This window comes from Terasakiella sediminum, from assembly GCF_033100395.1.
Lineage (GTDB): Bacteria > Pseudomonadota > Alphaproteobacteria > Rhodospirillales > Terasakiellaceae > Terasakiella.
On record NZ_JAWLVJ010000001.1, the window covers coordinates 201,932 to 219,700 of the forward strand.

16 protein-coding genes are annotated in these 17,769 nt (G+C 50.4%); 10 read left to right on the forward strand and 6 right to left on the reverse strand.

All coding sequences use genetic code 11. The annotated features are described in order from the left end of the window. Positions 1-14: 14 nt before the first annotated feature. From rplU to RYZ26_RS01010, 6 genes are all read left to right on the forward strand, one after another. Entirely contained in the window at positions 15-326 is a 312-nt protein-coding gene (rplU, locus tag RYZ26_RS00985; protein WP_317681234.1) for a 50S ribosomal protein L21, read from the forward strand. Between the two features lie 26 nt (positions 327-352). After that, entirely contained in the window at positions 353-610 is a 258-nt protein-coding gene (rpmA, locus tag RYZ26_RS00990; RefSeq protein WP_317681236.1) for a 50S ribosomal protein L27, read from the forward strand. Positions 611-755: 145 nt separating this feature from the next. Further along, on the forward strand, positions 756-1,859 hold the full coding sequence (gene obgE / locus RYZ26_RS00995) for a GTPase ObgE (RefSeq protein ID WP_411576844.1): 1,104 nt from the start codon (positions 756-758) through the stop codon (positions 1,857-1,859). Between the two features lie 175 nt (positions 1,860-2,034). Continuing rightward, positions 2,035-4,671: an ATP-binding protein gene (locus tag RYZ26_RS01000; protein WP_317681238.1), complete on the forward strand. Its 2,637-nt coding sequence runs from the start codon at positions 2,035-2,037 to the stop codon at positions 4,669-4,671. Positions 4,672-4,747: 76 nt separating this feature from the next. Further along, positions 4,748-5,881 carry a glutamate 5-kinase gene (gene proB, locus RYZ26_RS01005; RefSeq protein WP_317681240.1) on the forward strand — a complete coding sequence of 378 codons (1,134 nt, stop codon included), beginning with the start codon at positions 4,748-4,750 and terminating at the stop codon, positions 5,879-5,881. Further along, a complete protein-coding gene (locus RYZ26_RS01010) occupies positions 5,878-6,801 on the forward strand; it encodes a glycosyltransferase (protein ID WP_317681242.1) in 924 nt (307 codons plus the stop codon). The genes proB and RYZ26_RS01010 overlap by 4 nt, the downstream gene beginning before the upstream one ends. On the opposite strand, the gene RYZ26_RS01015 is transcribed toward RYZ26_RS01010, so the two are convergent. Then, entirely contained in the window at positions 6,802-8,013 is a 1,212-nt protein-coding gene (locus RYZ26_RS01015) for an MFS transporter (protein WP_317681245.1), read from the reverse strand. It lies immediately after the preceding gene. Positions 8,014-8,124: 111 nt separating this feature from the next. Here RYZ26_RS01015 and RYZ26_RS01020 point away from each other — a divergent pair, with 111 nt between their 5' ends. The 4 genes from RYZ26_RS01020 (at position 8,125) to RYZ26_RS01035 (ending at position 11,439) form a co-directional block, all read left to right on the forward strand. Beyond that, the gene (locus tag RYZ26_RS01020; RefSeq protein ID WP_411576845.1) at positions 8,125-9,399 is read left to right on the forward strand and encodes a glutamate-5-semialdehyde dehydrogenase; all 1,275 of its coding nucleotides are present in this window, start codon (positions 8,125-8,127) and stop codon (positions 9,397-9,399) included. Between the two features lie 80 nt (positions 9,400-9,479). Further along, the gene (locus tag RYZ26_RS01025) at positions 9,480-9,815 is read left to right on the forward strand and encodes a hypothetical protein (protein ID WP_317681249.1); all 336 of its coding nucleotides are present in this window, start codon (positions 9,480-9,482) and stop codon (positions 9,813-9,815) included. Between the two features lie 69 nt (positions 9,816-9,884). After that, on the forward strand, positions 9,885-10,064 hold the full coding sequence (locus tag RYZ26_RS01030; RefSeq protein ID WP_317681251.1) for a hypothetical protein: 180 nt from the start codon (positions 9,885-9,887) through the stop codon (positions 10,062-10,064). A gap of 4 nt (positions 10,065-10,068) precedes the next feature. Further along, positions 10,069-11,439, forward strand: coding sequence for a tetratricopeptide repeat protein (locus RYZ26_RS01035; RefSeq protein WP_317681252.1), 1,371 nt, complete (start codon positions 10,069-10,071; stop codon positions 11,437-11,439). 197 nt (positions 11,440-11,636) lie between these two features. Here RYZ26_RS01035 and RYZ26_RS01040 read toward each other — a convergent pair whose 3' ends face one another. Genes RYZ26_RS01040 through gpmI form a run of 5 tightly spaced genes read right to left on the reverse strand, consistent with a single transcriptional unit; the run spans position 11,637 to position 17,712 of the window. Beyond that, complete coding sequence (locus tag RYZ26_RS01040) at positions 11,637-12,107, reverse strand: RNA pyrophosphohydrolase (protein ID WP_317681253.1); 471 nt, start codon at positions 12,105-12,107, stop codon at positions 11,637-11,639. Next, complete coding sequence (locus RYZ26_RS01045; protein WP_317681254.1) at positions 12,108-13,574, reverse strand: divergent polysaccharide deacetylase family protein; 1,467 nt, start codon at positions 13,572-13,574, stop codon at positions 12,108-12,110. A gap of 16 nt (positions 13,575-13,590) precedes the next feature. Next, entirely contained in the window at positions 13,591-14,910 is a 1,320-nt protein-coding gene (locus tag RYZ26_RS01050) for a S41 family peptidase (RefSeq protein ID WP_317681255.1), read from the reverse strand. Next, complete coding sequence (locus tag RYZ26_RS01055; protein ID WP_317681256.1) at positions 14,907-16,163, reverse strand: murein hydrolase activator EnvC family protein; 1,257 nt, start codon at positions 16,161-16,163, stop codon at positions 14,907-14,909. The genes RYZ26_RS01050 and RYZ26_RS01055 overlap by 4 nt, the downstream gene beginning before the upstream one ends. After that, a complete protein-coding gene (gene gpmI, locus RYZ26_RS01060; RefSeq protein ID WP_317681258.1) occupies positions 16,150-17,712 on the reverse strand; it encodes a 2,3-bisphosphoglycerate-independent phosphoglycerate mutase in 1,563 nt (520 codons plus the stop codon). Before gpmI ends, RYZ26_RS01055 begins: the two co-directional genes overlap by 14 nt. Between the last annotated feature and the right edge of the window lie 57 nt (positions 17,713-17,769).

The window sequence follows — 17,769 nt, forward strand, 5'->3', positions numbered from 1 at the left end:
GGATATGACGAACCATGTTCGCTATCGTGAAAACTGGCGGCAAGCAGTATACTGTCGCTGAAAATGACGTAATCGTTGTTGAAAAATTGGCTGGTGAAGCCGGTTCTGAAATCAAGCTGGAAGACGTTCTTCTGGTTGGTGCAGAAGGCAAAACCACTGTTGGCACTCCCCTTGTTAAAGGTGCTTCTGTAACTGCAGAAGTGATCGAGCAAGGCAAAGGTGACAAAGTCATCATCTTCAAAAAGAAGCGTCGTCAACAATATCGCCGCACAAAAGGTCACCGCCAAGAGCAGACCGTTTTGCGCATTAAGTCTATCAAAGGCTAAGGCCGTTCATTTTAGGAGATTAAGTTATGGCTCATAAGAAAGCTGGTGGCTCGTCCCGTAACGGTCGCGATTCAGAAAGCAAACGCCTCGGTGTCAAAAAATACGGCGGTGAAGCTGTATTGGCTGGTAACATTTTGGTTCGCCAACGCGGCACAAAATTCTACCCTGGCACAAACGTTGGTATCGGTAAAGATCACACACTCTTCGCTAAAGCTGAAGGTAAAGTGAACTTCCAGACCAAAGCTAAAGGCCGTACTTTCGTAAACGTTGAAGCTGCTGAATAAGCACTTCGCAAATCCCGAGCGGCCCATTGGGCGTGCGAGACGCATTTGCGTCATACGGATCGACGCGTTTATTAAAAGTTAGAGAAGAGAGGGATGGTAGCAGCCATTCCTCTTTTTTCGTCTCAGACAATTTGGATATTGAACGATGAAATTCCTCGATCAGGCAAAAATTTTCCTTAAAAGCGGTGACGGCGGTAATGGCTGTACCAGCTTTAGACGTGAAAAATACGTTGAATTCGGTGGTCCCGATGGCGGCGATGGCGGCCGTGGCGGCGATGTGATCGTGGAATGTGTTGATAACCTGAACACGCTGATTGATTACCGCTACCAACAACATTTCAAGGCCAAGCGTGGCGATGGCGGTGCCGGGCGTAACAAATCCGGTAAAAAAGGTGATGACATCATCATCCGCGTGCCTGTGGGCACCCAAATTCTGGATGAAGATAAAGAAACAGTGCTGGCTGACTTTCTGGAACCCGGTGTTACCCGCGTACTCATGCGCGGCGGCGATGGTGGTCGCGGAAATGCCCAATTTAAAACATCCACCAACCAGGCCCCACGCAAGTCTGAGCCAGGCTGGCCAGGCGTGGAACGCTGGGTCTGGCTGCGCCTGAAACTGATCGCAGATGCAGGCCTTGTCGGTCTGCCAAATGCGGGGAAATCAACGTTCCTGTCCGCCGTTTCACGTGCGCGCCCGAAAATTGCGGATTATCCTTTTACCACGCTTCATCCCAATCTAGGTGTGGTCCATGCAGGGGACCAGAAAGACGGTAATGAATTTGTCATTGCTGACATCCCCGGCCTGATCGAAGGCGCCCACGAAGGCCAGGGTCTGGGCGACCGCTTCCTCGGTCACGTGGAACGTTGTTCTGTTTTGCTGCATATCATCGATGTGACACAGGATGATGTGGATGTGGCTTATGAAACCATCCGCCATGAATTGCTGGCCTACAGTAAAGAACTGTCCTTAAAGCCCGAAGTCGTTGCGCTGAATAAATGTGACGCCCTGCTGCCGGAACAGGTGGAAGAACAAAAAGAAATCCTGTCCAAAGTCTATGACGGCGAGATTTTTACCATTTCCGGTGTGGCGCGCACAGGTGTGCAGCCTCTCTTGCTGAAAATGAACCGGATCATTACTGGCGATGACGGCGGGATCAAAGAATTCACCGCTGGTCCATGGGATGACGGCCCGGTTGAGGAAGAAAACGAGTGGGAAGAAGAAACCAAACCGTTTGATCCGTTGGGCTGATTAATCTGGAGCAAAACCAAAGAGACAAAATTACAAATGCTTTTAAATGGTGATATAGTTATCCCCTTAATAAAGCAGGTTTACTATGCCCAAAAACCAGAGAAAAGATCTGCAAAATAGCGATGCGAGCACATACAGCGTCTTAAGGCTGTACTGGATCACTTTGTTTTTTTTAATGGTCAGTCTGCTTTTTACGCTGGGTGGATATCAGTTCATCAAAAGCTGGCAGGAACGCAACGTCCAGATCTGGATGAAGGAACAGTCTTCTCAATTCTCTCTCTATCTATCAAAAGAACTGACCAAACGCCTAGAAGTGCTCAACAGCATCTCGGCTTTTTATCGGTCTTCTTCACTGGTTCTGCGCCCGGAATTCAAGAAATTTGTGACCCGCGATGTCACCACCTTTAAATCCATCATCCGGGTGGGCTGGTTACCCCGTGTGTCAAAAAACGCACTCAATGGCTATATAATGAATGCCCGCGCCGATGGGCTGGATAGTTTTGACTTTCACGAACTTTCAAATAACGACATCCACCAGCCTTTAAGTGACCGCCCGTATTATTTCCCGGCTTTTTTTGTCGAACCGATAGAAACATCCGGCGATATTCTCGGGTTGGATTTTGGTCATATCAGCAGCTTAAAAACCGCCATGAAGTCTGCGCGAGATAACGATATTCTTACGCTTGCCTATCTCAAGCTGCCTCCTTCAGAAGAAACCTTCCTTTTCCCCATACAGGCGATTTATCACAATGAATTCCTCAATAACACTCCTGATCTGCGCCAAAAATATCTGAACGGATTTGCCTTTGCACAAATTTCGCTGGATCAGGTGATCCGCCAAACCATCCTCCCCAATATCAAGACCCGCAACATTAGTTTTTATATTGCAGATGAGACAACTGAAACCAAACAATTCATTGCCTCCTATCTATTAAACGGAGATCCAAAATATCGCGATTTATCCCCGTTTGAAGATTTAAAAGATCAAATCCATCATGCTACGAAATTTGATGTGGGGGACCGGACCTGGGCACTTTATGTGGTGCCCAACCAAAAGGCATTGGGAGAAATCGGGGCACCTTGGGCTGCCCCTTTGGTGGCTGTTGCAAGTCTGCTCTTCACCATCCTTCTGGTCTTTTACATTCAAACCACTGTCAGCCGTCATCGCAAGGTTGAACAGTTGGTGGCACATCGTACCTTTGAATTGTCAGAAGAAATTAAAGATCGCAAACGGGTTGAAGCCCAGCTGAGATCCAGCCAGGCACGTTTTCAGACCATTGCTGAATCTTCCTTTGAATGGTTCTGGGAAATGGGGCCGGATTTGCGCTTTACCTTTTTGTCTGAAAAATTCTATGACGTTGCAGGCCTGAGCCCAGAACAAGTTTTGGGTAAGACTCGCCTTGAAGTCGCAGGACCCGAGATCGTCGCCCTGCAGCCGAAAAAATGGCGTGCCCATATGATTGATATGGAAAATCACCGCGATATTCAGAACTTTGAATATCCTTTGATCGCCAATGACGGATCACGAAAATACATCGAAATTTCCGGGCGTCCCCAATTTGATGATGCGGGAAATTTCCTCGGCTATTTGGGCGCAGCGCGTGACATCACCCGACGTCATGTATGGGAGGAAGAAATCAACGCTGCCAGAATTGCGGCGGAAAAAGCCAATAAAGCCAAAAGTGATTTTCTATCCTCCATGAGCCATGAGTTGCGCACGCCGTTGAACGGCATACTCGGTTTTGCCCAACTGATGAATATGGACAGCCGACAGCCCTTGGCCGATCGTCACAAACCCTATATGAAGCAAATTTCAGATGCAGGTAACCACCTGTTGGCCTTGATCAACGAGGTGCTTGACCTGGCACGCATTGAAAGTGGTAACATCTCGCTGCAGATGGAAAATATCGAATTGGATAGTCTGACACAGGAAGTACTTGATCTGGTTGGCCATATGGGGGAAGAACGTAGTATTCAGATCAATGATTTGGTCACCCCAGTTGAGGGCAAACACAACATCCATGCCGATCACCTGCGCCTCAAGCAAGTGCTGGTCAATCTCCTGTCCAACGCGGTAAAATATAACGTGGATGGCGGAATGGTGACACTGGATTATCAAGATTTGGGCAATAAGGTCCGCCTGCTTGTGCGCGATACCGGTAAAGGCATCAGCAAAGATCAAATGGCTGAATTATTCCAACCTTTTAACCGATTGGGGGAAGAACATGGCGCAGTTGAAGGCACAGGCATCGGCTTGACCATCACCAAAAAGATCATTGAGAAAATGAACGGTGAAATCGGCGTTGAAAGCACACTCGGTGAAGGCTCTACCTTTTGGATCGATATAGCAGTGGCAACAGAAGCCACTGCGGTTCATAATAAAGTTGAAGAAATCACGGACCAACAGCTTGGTGAGATTTCAAAACTTGGCCCCTTAAAGATACTTTATATTGAAGATAACGCGGGCAATGTCATCTTGATGGAAGGGTTGCTGGGTCAATTTGAAAATATCGAACTGATCACGACCAGTATAGGGGCCGTGGGAATTGAACTGGCACGCACCCACAAACCAGACCTGTTATTGCTGGATATCCACTTGCCCGATATAGATGGTTTGGAAGTCTTTAAACGGATCAAAACAATAGAAAACCTAAGCCATATCCCTGTGATAGCGTTAAGTGCCAGTGCCATGCCCAATGATGTGGACAAAGCCCTTAAAATCGGGGTCAACGCCTTCATCAGCAAACCCTTTGATGTATTGGAATTTCTTAAGACACTTCATCTGCATTTGTGTCATTCAAAGAACATATAAACTTGCTCTTCACGCATAATGGCCTATAAGGTGAAGCTCGTTCATTAACTCTTGGTTTTTCCGAAAAAACGACACTATGGCAGACCTTCTCAAAAGTACCGCGTTAAAAGATGGCAAACGGATCGTCATCAAGATCGGGTCGGCCCTTTTGGTAGATGCGGCCCATGGCACCGTGCACCGCAAATGGCTGGAAAGTCTGGCTGCCGATATCGCGCAGGCCCGTGCTCGTGGTCAGGAAATCGTGGTCGTAACATCCGGTGCGATTGCAGTGGGGCGTCGTCATCTCGACCTGCCCGATGGCAGCCTGCGCCTGGAAGAAAAACAGGCCGCAGCAGCTTGTGGAAACATTCGTTTGGCGCATGCGTATCAGGAAGTTCTGGGTCATCATGGCATCACGGTTGCCCAAATTCTGGTGACGCTGGAAGACAGCGAAAACCGCCGCCGCTACATCAATGCCCGCAATACAATTGAGACCTTGTTAAAAGTCGGTGCCGTGCCGCTGATTAACGAAAATGACAGTGTGGCAACCGACGAAATCCGCTTTGGTGATAATGACCGCCTGGGCGCACGCGTTGCTGCCATGGTCAGCGCCGATACACTGGTTCTGTTCTCTGATATCGATGGGCTTTATACGGCGGATCCTTCCAAAGACCCGAAGGCTGAATTTATCCCGGTGGTCAAACATATCACGCCAGAAATTGAAGCCATGGCAGGCGGGTCCGCCAGTAATGTAGGGTCCGGCGGCATGATGACCAAACTGGCTGCGGCCAAGATTTGCCTGAACGCAGGCTGTCGCATGGTGATCACCAAGGGGGAGCGTCAAAACCCGCTGAAAGCCTTGGAAGAAGGGGTTAAATCCACCTGGTTCCTGCCTGAAGCCACCCCAAAGAAAGCGCGTAAACAATGGATTTCCGGCAGTCTCAAGCCTGTCGGGAAAGTCATTGTGGATGAAGGCTGCCTGAAAGCCCTGAAAGCAGGTAAAAGCCTGCTACCCATCGGCGTTAAAGAAATCGTCGGCACGTTTGAACGCGGTGAAGCCGTGCAGGTCATTGGCCCCGACGGCAATGAGGTCGCGCGTGGCCTGATCGCCTATGGATCAAAAGATGCCACCCAGATCGTCGGCGTCAAATCATCCGAGATTGAAAGCAAGCTTGGCTATCAGGGCCGTGACGTCATGATTCACCGCGATGATCTGGTGGTGGATGAATGATCGATATTTCCTTCGTCATCACGGTCTATAACAAAGAAAATTTCCTCGGCCCCATGTTGACCTCGCTCGGTCAGCAGTCCGGTGATTTCACCCGTGAATTCATCTTTGTGGATGACGGATCGACCGATAATTCAGTTGCGATTATCAAAGAAGAAACAAAGGATTGGGACAACGTCCATATTATCCAGCAGGAAAATATGGGGGTATCCGGAGCGACCAACACAGGTGGATTCAAGGCACAGGGCGAATTTATCAAAATCGTTGATGCCGATGACGTCATGACCCATTTCGCCACCCGGCGCATGATGGAACTGATGCGCGAACATAAACTGGATCACCTGCAGGCGGGATGGCAGCTCACAGATGATTTGCTTACAGCCTTTGAAAATACCCATGACGAAACAGGCACCGTGCGGATGGTGCAGGACCCGTTTAAGGATTTCATCCGAAACGGCATGGGCGGTTCCACCTCCACCATGATCCGCACACAGATGTTTAAAGAAATGGGTGGCTGTGATGAAACCATCTTCGTTCAGGATTTCTCTATCCCTCTGCGCGTCAGCTATCGTGGTCGCATGGGGCTGACCGATTTGCTGGCCGTTTTTGGTCCGCGCGAAGCCGAAGGCCGTGTACTGGATGCATCCGCCACCGTCATTCATGACCTGTCCGCCACCATCCAGCATTTCCTGCGCGACAATCCGGATGTGCCAGTCAAGCTGCAACGCCTCGCCTTTAAACGCTGTGCAGGTCGTGCCTGGAAATGGGCAAAGCGCGAACAGGGCAAATCCATGTTCTGTCGTGATTTCTTCTATTATGCGCTGTCGCAACTGCCCATCTGGTATCAGACAGCGCCACTGATCGAAAAAACCCTGCATACCTGGGACAGCGAAGACGTGCGCCGCCCCAAGCCACGCAGATAATTATTCTCCAGCCACAGCCTCTGTTCGCTTATTCAAAGCCTTCAACCAAACAACAGACAGCAGTGCCATTAGCATGGGCACCGCCACCACAAGGTTGACCCAGGACCAACCAAATTCATTTTGAATAGCCCCACTGGAAAAACTCGCCGCAGCCACGGTGCCAAAGACCATAAAGTCATTGAGCGCCTGAACTTTAGACCGTTCGGTTTCGCGGTAACATTGGGTCAGCAAAGATGATCCACCGATGAACATAAAGTTCCAGCCCACACCAAGTGCGACCAGCGCAAACCAGAAATTCATCAGATCCAGCCCGGCCAAAGCAATGGCCATACAGGCCCCATTCAGGATCGCCCCGATCAGAATGATATTGAGCACACCATATTTCTGGATCAATTTCCCGGTAAAGAAACTGGGCAGGAACATGCCCAACACATGCCACTGGATAACAAAGGCCGCATCCGTAAATTCAAGCCCGCAAGCCACCATCGCCAAGGGCGTCGCCGTCATGACCAGACTCATTACCCCATAGCCCATGGTGCCTGCCAGGGCTGCCGTGATAAAGGTTGGTTGCTTGACGATTTCCATCAGGGGTCGCGCCGGGCCATGCAATTCATTGTTCGGTGTTTCTTTTCTAAAGCGCACGATCCAGACAACCACCATGGCAATACCATAAAGCCCGGCCATGGAAACAAAACCGCCTGCAAACAGCACGGGTTCAAACCATTCTTTCGTCTGTGTCGCAAGCCAGGGGCCAAGGAAAGCCGCCACAATCCCGCCTGCCATCACATAGGAAATGGCCGTCGGGCGATGTTCTTTTTCAACGATCTCAGCCGCTGCAAAACGCAAGTAAGCGGCAAAACTGTTGTTGATCCCCAGACCAAAACTGCCAACAACAAACAGCCAGAAATTCCCCTGAAAAATCCCGAAAGCCGCAATCAATGCTGATGCTGCCCCAATGAGCAACCCCACCGTAAACCCGATCTTGCGCCCGACCCGTCCCATAAACAACGATGCAGGGATGGTTGCGCACATCATGCCGACAAATTGAAAGGCCAGCGGCAGGGTTGCCATGGCCGGATCATCAGCCAGCATGGCACCTGTTAATGCAGTGATTGTCATGATCAGGCTTGCGCCACTCATGACCATAGCCTGAGCGCCCGCAAGTAAGATGACCTGAATGCGGTCTTTCGACCAATTGAATGTCTCTGTCATGCTTCTTTGATACAGCTTGCGACTTTTAAAAGAAATGCTTATTTTAGGCGTCCATTTTAAACACGCTCGTCATCCTTGGCCTAATTGCAGGAATGACGGGACAATGAAGGAATTAATTCGATGACGGCGCAAGCAGCTCAAGACATCACAGCAATCATGCAAGACCTCGGCACCAAGGCGAAAGCCGCAGCACAGGTTTTGTCCGTTGCCCCGACTGAGCAGAAAAACAATGCCCTTTTAAAAGCGGCTGAATTGTTGCGCGCCAACGCCCCGGCAATCAAGGAAGCCAACGCCAAGGATATGGCCGCTGGTGAGCAAAAAGGTCTCAGTGGTTCCATGCTGGACCGCCTTATGCTGGACGATGCGCGCATTGAAGGGATGGCCGCAGGTCTGGAAGCCATCGCCAAGCTGGATGATCCGGTGGGCGATGTCATGTCCGAATGGGACCGTCCCAACGGATTGGAAATCCAACGCGTGCGTGTCCCGCTAGGCGTCATCGGCATTATTTACGAATCGCGCCCCAACGTAACGGCAGATGCAGGTGCCTTGTCGCTGAAATCCGGCAATGTTGCGATCTTGCGCGGGGGGTCGGAAAGCTTCCATTCCAGCCATGCGATCATGGAAAGCTTAACGGATGCATTAGACCAGGTTGGCCTGCCCAAAACCTGCATCCAGATGATCCCGACAACGGATCGTGCAGCCGTGGGTGAAATGCTGACCATGTCTGACACCATCGACGTGATTGTCCCACGCGGCGGCAAAGGACTGATTGAACGTATCACACGTGAATCCAAAATTCCTTTGTTCAAACATCTGGATGGGATTTGTCACATCTATGTGGATGAAAAAGCTGACCTTGAAAAAGCACGCAAAGTGGTGGTCAACGGCAAGATGCGCCGCACAGGTATTTGTGGGGCAACTGAAACCCTGCTGGTGAACCGCTCGGTTGATATGTCATCCATCATCAGTGATCTGATTGATGCGGGCTGTGAAGTCCGTGGTGATGATGCAGCGCAAGCTGTGGACAGCCGTATTTCAGCTGCAACAGAAGAAGACTGGGGTACAGAATATCTGGATGCCATTATCTCGGTTAAGGTTGTGGATGGCGTTTCTGAAGCCATCAACCACATCAACACCTACGGGTCGCACCATACCGACTGTATCATCACCGAAGATAATGAGGTGGCGGAAACCTTCCTCAATCAGGTGGACAGTGCGATCTGTGTCCTGAATGCCTCCACCCAATTTGCCGATGGCGGTGAATTTGGCATGGGGGCCGAGATCGGGATTTCCACAGGGAAAATGCATGCCCGTGGCCCGGTTGGTGTGGAACAGCTGACCAGCTTTAAATACAAGGTGCGTGGACAGGGCCAGACCCGTCCATAACAACAAGTCCCTAAGGGCATTGAATTTTCATCCAAAAACAGCCACACTATCGGTCTGTTTTGTCACTGGAGAATAATTTAATGCCCTTTGTCTTGCGCGAACCTTCGGGACAAATCATCGCCATCTACCAAAACCCGCACGAAGGTGTAGACGAAGAACTGCCCATGAACCACCCGGATATTATGGCGTTCTTAAGCACCCAGGACGGCGCGGCCGCAACCCTGCTTGATCTGGCAGAAAGCGACATGGCTATGGCCCGCGTGGTGGAAGATCTGATCGAAATTCTGATCATGAAAGGCACCATCAGCTTTGACGAGTTGCCCCCAGCCGCCCAGGAAAAACTGGCCCGACGTCAGGAATGGCGCGGCACGCTCGACGAAGCGCTTGCCATGTTTGGCGGCGGGAAAGTGATTTAGTTTTCCCCTTGTACTGACGGCCCAGACCTGTATCCTTTATCCAACTACTGGGTGTGAAGGGTCTCTATTATGGAACTTACTGAAATTGTCATCGGTTTTCTGATCAGCTTAACGGCTGGTTTTATCACAGGATGGAAAGCGAAAGAAAAATCCATCAAGATCAAACAGACCAAAGGGACAAATCAGCAAGCGGGGGAAAATAACACTCAAAATAATTTCAACATGACGATGCCAAGAGATAAGGACTAGTCCCATGTTGGATAAAGAAAAAATCGAACAAAAAGACGGTATCAACCAACAAGCTGGCAGTGGCAATACCCAGAATAATTATAACGGGATTGATCCTGATCGCTACGATGCATTGCGTGATAAATACACCCTGACCAAAGCGGCGGTAGATCGCTTATGGCAGCTGGTGCAGGATAATGCCGATAAAATTGATGACCCGGCCAGTGCCCTGGATGAACTGGCAGAGAAATATAAAGCCCTGCTGGATCAAATTGAACAGAACGAAAAAAGTTCAGATGAAGCGCGCGATTTAAAAGATCAGGCCCGTCAAGCCCTTGAAGAGGGCGAGATGCAAAAGGCCGAACACCTCCTCAACCTCGCCGCCCTTGCTGACATAAATGACAGAGACCAACATGCGGCTTCCGCTGCGGAAACCTATAGCGAAATGGCAGAACTTAAAGCCCTTGAATATGATTACCTCGGTGCTGCTGATTACTGCGGAAAAGCCGCGCAAACCACGCCACGAGATGACCATGAAGCTTATGGGGAGTATCGTCTTGATCAAGCAATGAATTTGGACAGGGCTGGCAAATACCAAGATGCTTTGGATATTGAAAAAAAAGTTGTTCAACTATGGGAAACTCATTTACCTGAAAATGATAAAAATCTTGCGATCGCTTTAAATAACCTCGCTGAGAGCTATAGAGCTATAGGCCAATATGAAGAAATGGAACCTTTAATTCTGCGTGCTTTGGAAATTGACGAAAAAGCATTTGGGATGGATCATCCCAACATAGCAATTGATTACAATAATCTCGCGGGATTATATCAGACCTTGGGCCGATATGAAGAGGCGGAACCCTTATATCTGCGCGCCTTGAAGATTGATGAAAAAGCACTCGGGATGGATCATCCAAATATAGCGATCAGGTCAAACAACCTCGCGGGACTTTATCAGACCTTGGGCCGATATGAAGAGGCAGAACCCTTAATTCTGCGTGCCATAGAGATTGATGAGAAAACAGTAGGGATGGATCATCCGAACGTAGCAACCGGTTCAAACAATCTCGCAGAACTATATAGAGCCAAGGGTCGATATGAAGAGGCAGAACCCTTAATTCTGCGCGCCTTAGAGATTGATAAAAAGGCATTGGGGACGGATCATCCAAAAATAGCGATCAGGTCAAACAATCTCGCGGCACTATATAAAACCTTGGGCCGATATGAAGAGGCGGAACCTTTATATCGCAAAGCGGTGACGGTGTTTGAAGCTTCTTTAGGGAAAGAGCATCCCAACACAAAAGGCGTTGCAAGGAATTTTGCCCTTTTTCTTTTTGAACGTGATCGCAAAGAAGAGGCGCGGGACATTTATATGCGGTTTGGGTTGGGGGAATAAAAGGGGGCTTGAAGGATGTGTGCTCTTGCCCTCCTCCTTTGCTCTTTCTTACGTCATCCCGGATTTATTCCGGGATAAGGCGTTGTGGCAGGTCCGAATGTATCTTGCGTTCCTTCCACCCATTATCCCGGAATGAATCCGGGATGACGCTGGAGGGTGCGGGATGACAGCTGGGGAGGGTGTGGATCGCGTTAACGTCACACCAAGCCTTTAAACTGGTTCACAATTTCCTGATATAGCTCGCGCTTAAACGGGACGATCAGCTCCACCGTTTCAGCTAAATCCACCCATTTCCAGCGGGAAAATTCTGGGTGTTTGGTATTGATGTCGATGTCTTTATCTTCGCCTTCAAAACGAAGGGCAAACCAGATTTGTTTCTGGCCGCGGTATTTGCCTTTCCAGACCTTGCCGATCAGATCATCCGGCAGGTCGTAATAGAGCCAGTCTTCGGTGCGTGCCAAAATCGATCCTTTATTCGTCCCGATTTCTTCCTCTAACTCACGTAATGCTGCATCCTGTGGGTCTTCGCCTTTGTCGATCCCCCCTTGCGGCATCTGCCAGGCACCGGGGGTGTCCAGACGTTCGGCCACAAAAACCTGACCATCTTTATTCAGTACGCAAATCCCGACACAGGGGCGGTACGGCAGGTCTTTCTTATTCTTTGCCATTTACGATCTCTGTCTTCCGGCGAGGCTGGTGATCGGGGCGATCTTCACGTTCTGCAGCTTTTCAGTCCATTCCTTGATCACACGAATGCTGTTCGGTGTCGCAGTAACAAGGGCCGTTGTCGCCCCCTGATTACCGGCAATGGTCGCGATTGTGTCAAGCTGGGCGCGCAGGCGTTGACCGCTGACATTGGGGCTGATGGTGGTATCGGCAATGGCACGCGCCAACTGCATCTGGTCCGCCATTTCCAAAGTCAGGCTGCCTTCTGCGGTGCGCGGGTCCATAAAGAACAGTCCACGGGTTTTAATTTCCCCCAACACAGGGGCCATGGCTTTCTTGTTTTTGGTAAAGCGCGACCCATGCTGTCCGACAAACCCGACATAGCCCTGGGCCTGCATCATCAACAGGTTCAAAAGCTTCAGATTTTCCGTTGGGCTTTTGGATGTCATCATCGCCATGGGGCCGGGATCATCCACCGGGAAGCTATCGGTTTCCATCGGCAGTTCCAGCAGAACTTCATGACCCATGGCGCGCGCTTTCAAAACCCAGTCTTTAACACCGCGCCCATAAGCGCTGAAAGATAAAGTCACATCCGGTGGCAGATAATTGATCGCAGCTTCGGTCAAGGTGGCACTTTGGCCAAGGCCTGTCACCACCAACCCAACAACAGGGGTCGATGGATCACCTGCAAAAGGTCGGGCATAGGTTTTCCAGGGTTCGCGTCCATCCTGGGACACCATGGGCAACAGGCCCACGTCGGTCACTTCAAACAGGCTTTTATCATCTGGCGTTGCCAATGGTTGGGGGGCCTTGGGCTGGCCCAGACCATTAAAAGCACGCGGCAGAACCGCCGGGATATTGACCCCAACTTCCGCCACAGCAGCCGTAGAAAGCGGATTTGCCGGATTATCCGGGTTGTATCCGCCCATACCACCGCTTGTGGTCGCAGCCACAGTCGCCGCAGAAGCAGCTGTCAATTTACTGCCACCCGCTGTTAACTTGGCAGGCGCAGAACCCGCAGCGGTTAATTTACCACCACCTGTTGCCCCGCCCTGCATCAATTTACCGCCTTGGGTCAGTTTACCTGTTTGGGGCGTAAGACCGGATGTGGCCTGTTGTTGCAAAGCCATCCCAACCGCGCCACCAACGCCGCCAATGGGTTTGCCTTTGCTGCCTTCAGCCATTTCTGCTGAGCCATCATCGCCCATGAAATACCAGTAAGCGCCACCGCCAATAGCGCCCAGACCAACCACAGCCCCGACAATGATCCCGATCAGCTTGCCTTTGCCAGCCAGCATTTCTTTCAGTTTCGAACCTTTGCCTTCACCATCGAAGTCATCGTCGAAATCGTCAAAATCGAAATCATCATCGTCGTCGTCATAATCAGTGGGCGCAGGTACGCCACTTTCACCGCTTACTTCGTCGTCGTCATCGAAATCGAGATCGAAATCATCATCGTCGTCGGCCATGGTCACTTACCTTCGATTACTCTTCTGTATTGCGTGGCATTTCAGAATAAAGCGAGATCCCTTCAATCAGGTCAAGCGCACGGCTGAGCTGATAGTCCTGAACCTCTTTTTCTTTATCATCACCATTGCGTTCTTCATCGACTTTTTTCTGACGTTCCTCTGCGTTTTCGTCCGTGTTTTTCAACGATCCACGCAGGTCAGCTTCGCGGCTGCCAAGACCTGTGCCAAGCTTTTCGATTTTGGCGACTTCAACCTTGATGTCAGGTTCAATGCCGAGCGCCTGAATAGAACGACCAGATGGCGTGTAATAACGCGCAGTGGTCAGACGCATCGCCCCATTGACACCCAATGGCATAATGGTTTGAACGGAACCTTTACCGAAAGACTGTGTCCCCAAAATCAAGGCACGGGCATGATCCTGCAAGGCACCTGCGACAATTTCAGAAGCAGAGGCTGACCCGCCATTGATCAGCACAACAATCGGCAAACCATCCGCAATATCACCCGGACGCGCATTGAAACGCTGAATGTCTTCTGCCCGGCGCGACCGGGTAGAAACAATTTCTCCACGGCTTAAGAATGCATCCGAAACTGAAATCGCCTGATCCAGCAAACCGCCCGGGTTATTCCGCAGATCAAGCACGATCCCTTTCAAACGGTCGCCTTTTTCTTTGTTGAATTTCTCAACAGCGCGTTTCAGGCCACTTTCTGTTTGTTCAGTAAAGCTGGTGATGCGGATGTAGCCGATATCACCTTCCATTCGGTTACGCACAGATGGCACCTTGATGACGGCACGCGTCAGGGTCACATCAAATGGCTTTTCCCCATTACGACGAAGGGTCATGGTGATGTCAGCGCCCACGGGCCCGCGCATTTTATCAACGGCCTGATTCAGTGTCAGACCGGATACAGATTCACCGTCCAGATGGGTAATGATATCTCCTGCCTCTACACCGCCTTTAAAGGCAGGTGTGTCATCAATAGGAGAAATGACTTTGATATAACCGGATGGATCCATCGAAACCTGAATACCCAGACCGCCAAACTGACCTTTGGTCTGAACCTGCATGTCCTTGAAGTGATCAGCGTTTAGAAAGCTTGAATGCGGATCAAGGGAGCTAAGCATACCCTGGATGGCCGCTTCGATAATTTCCTGATCAGTTTTTTCTTCCACATAGTCACTGCGAACTTTTTCAAAAACTTCGCTGAACAGATTAAGAAGCTGATACGTCTTTGCCGGGTCTTCTTTTGGTTTATCTGCATCTTGTGCCAATGCCGGAGCAACCAGCAGAAATGCAGCCAGAAAAGCGATCACTTTAGAAAATCGAATGGTCATCCTCGCGCCTTTGCGTTTTGTCGCCTCATCCAAGGCAACGGATTGATTGGTGCGCCGTTTTTGCGCAGCTCGAAATAGAGATTAGCATTACTTGATCCGTTTGACGACATAACTCCGACAGGCTCGCCACTTAAAAGCCATTGTCCAACAGACACATCAATATGTTCCATCCCTGTCAGCAGTGTATGATATCCGTCGCCATGATCAATGATTAAGAGTTGTTTATACCCACGAAATGGCCCCGCAAAGGCAATTTGTCCATCATAAGTGGCAACAATCTGTGCCCCTTTTCGCGTTTTGATGCTGATACCTTTGTGTTTTCCACCCAGTTTTTCCCGCGCGCCAAACTTCATCACCACCCGCCCTGTGGCCGGACGAGACAGTTTACCCTTTGCTTTTGCAATAGGTTTTCCCCTTGGCGGTTTGCCCAGAACGATCTCGGCCTCTTCAGTTTCCCGGGCCGTTTGCGGTTTGCTTTCAGGTGTGGCTTTAATACGTGGTTGGGCCTTTTTCTTTTTCGCCTGGGCTTTGCGATCACGTTCCAGCTGGTTCAGCAGCCCTTTCAGGGATTTCGCTTTTTTACTGAGCGCAGCCACTCGTTTTTGTGCGGCCTTGCTGTCTTTGACATAGCGCGCACTCAAGGCTTTTTTCTCTTTGATCAGCACGTTCAGACGGCGGCGTTCATCATCTAGATTGATATTGGCCCGGCTCAGACTTTTCTTTTGATTTTCCAACAAAGTGCGCTTTTTGGCGTAGGCTTCCACCTCTTTTCGCAAGACAGTGGCATCTTCCTGAATTTGCGGTACGATGGAACGCAGTAAAATCGCGCTTCTGACCATATCACCGGGATCTTGCGGCGATGCAATCAGGGCTTCGGGTGGATTAAGGGCGAGGCGTTGCAGCGCCATCAGGGTATCGATGGACAGCGCATAGCGTTTTTCAAGCTCCAGACGGGCCTGCTTTTCTTCAATCGCAAGATCACGAATAGCAATTTCCAGGTGGGTGACGTTAGCTTCGCGTTGTTGCACCGATTGCGACAGGGCAATCAATTCAGCACGCAAGGCGCGGGCTTCGTCCTGCAGGACTTTGGATTTATTTTCAAGTTCAGAACTTCTTTTTTTCTGATCCTGAATGTCGCGTTGCAGTTCTTTCAATTCATCCTGTTTGGTTGCCCCCAAGGCAGCCTCAGGTGCCCCGAAAAACAGGGGCACCATCAAGGCGGAAAGCAACCATCTGGATTTATTGTGCCGCACGTAGCCCCGCATCTTTAATGAGCGATTGTCCGGTCATATCTTCCGGTTGATCCAGCCCCATCAGTTGCAACAGGGTCGGGGCCACATCGGCCAAAGATCCGCTGTCCAGTTGGCTCACGCCTTCAGGTGCATTGATCAGAATGACCGGAACCGGGTTCAAGGTGTGCGCCGTATGTGGCTGACCGGATTTGGCATCGGTCATCTGTTCTGCATTGCCATGATCCGCTGTCACAAACATGGTGCCGCCAGATGCCGTGATGGCTTTTTCCAGACGTGCCAGGCAATGATCAACGGTTTCAGCTGCCTTGATCGCCGCATCCAGCATACCTGTGTGACCAACCATATCGCCATTGGCGTAGTTCACGACGATCAAATCATAGCTGTCGCCTTCGATCGCTTCGACCAATTTGTCGGTCAGCTCAGGCGCTGACATTTCCGGCTGCAGATCATAGGTCGCAACTTTGGGCGACGGGACCAAAATGCGATCTTCACCGGGGAAGACCTGTTCTTCGCCACCGTTCAGGAAAAACGTCACATGGGCGTATTTTTCCGTTTCGGCGATACGCAGCTGTTTCAGACCCGCATCAGACACCACCTGACCCAAAATATTTTGCAGTTTTTCAGCCGGAAACAGGGCAGTCATGAAAGTATTGTGATGGCTGGAATATTCCACCATACCTGTCTGGCAGGAGAATTTAACGATCTTGGAACGATCAAACCCGTCAAACGCCGGATCACAAAGCGCTGCCAGAATTTCACGCGCACGGTCCGCACGGAAGTTCGCCATCAAAACCGCATCGCCGTCTTTCATCCCGTCATAACCCGCAACAGCTGTTGGCAGGACGAATTCGTCAGTTTCCTCTTTGGCGTAAGATTGGGAAATCGCATCAATGGCTGTATCTGCGACTTCACCAACACCAGCAGTCAGAACGTCATAGGCTTTGCCCACACGGTCCCAGCGTTCATCCCGGTCCATCGCATAAAAACGTCCCGATACGGTGGAGACTTTGACGTTTGCGCAATCGGCAACATCGGCTTCAAAGCGTTCCATAAATCCTTTGGCACTGCTGGGTGGCGTATCACGGCCATCCAGGAAGGCATGGATATGAACGGCAATGCCTGCGGCATCAATGGTTTTTGCAAGTGCAACCATATGGTCTTGGGAGGAATGCACACCACCGGGGGAAAGCAGCCCCATCATGTGACAGGCCCCGCCTGTGTCCTTTAGACCTGCGATCAGGTCTTTCATGGCTTGGGTATCACCCAATGTGTTTTCCGCAACCGCCTTGTCGATACGTGGCAGGTTCTGCATCACCACACGACCTGCCCCCAGGTTCATATGACCAACTTCAGAATTGCCCATTTGACCAGCAGGCAGACCAACCTGTTCAGCGGATGCATCCAGCTGCGTTGTCGGGCAGTCTTTGGAAAGGCGATCCCATGTCGGGGTGTTCGCCAATGCAATGGCATTGTCTGTTTCTTCAAGGCGTTGTCCCCAGCCATCCAGAATACATAGGACTGTGGGGCGAATGGAAAGTGTTTGTGTCATGGTCAATCTTCAAAAGTAGATGGGGGGAGTTTTTTTATCGAGAGCCTTACATATATG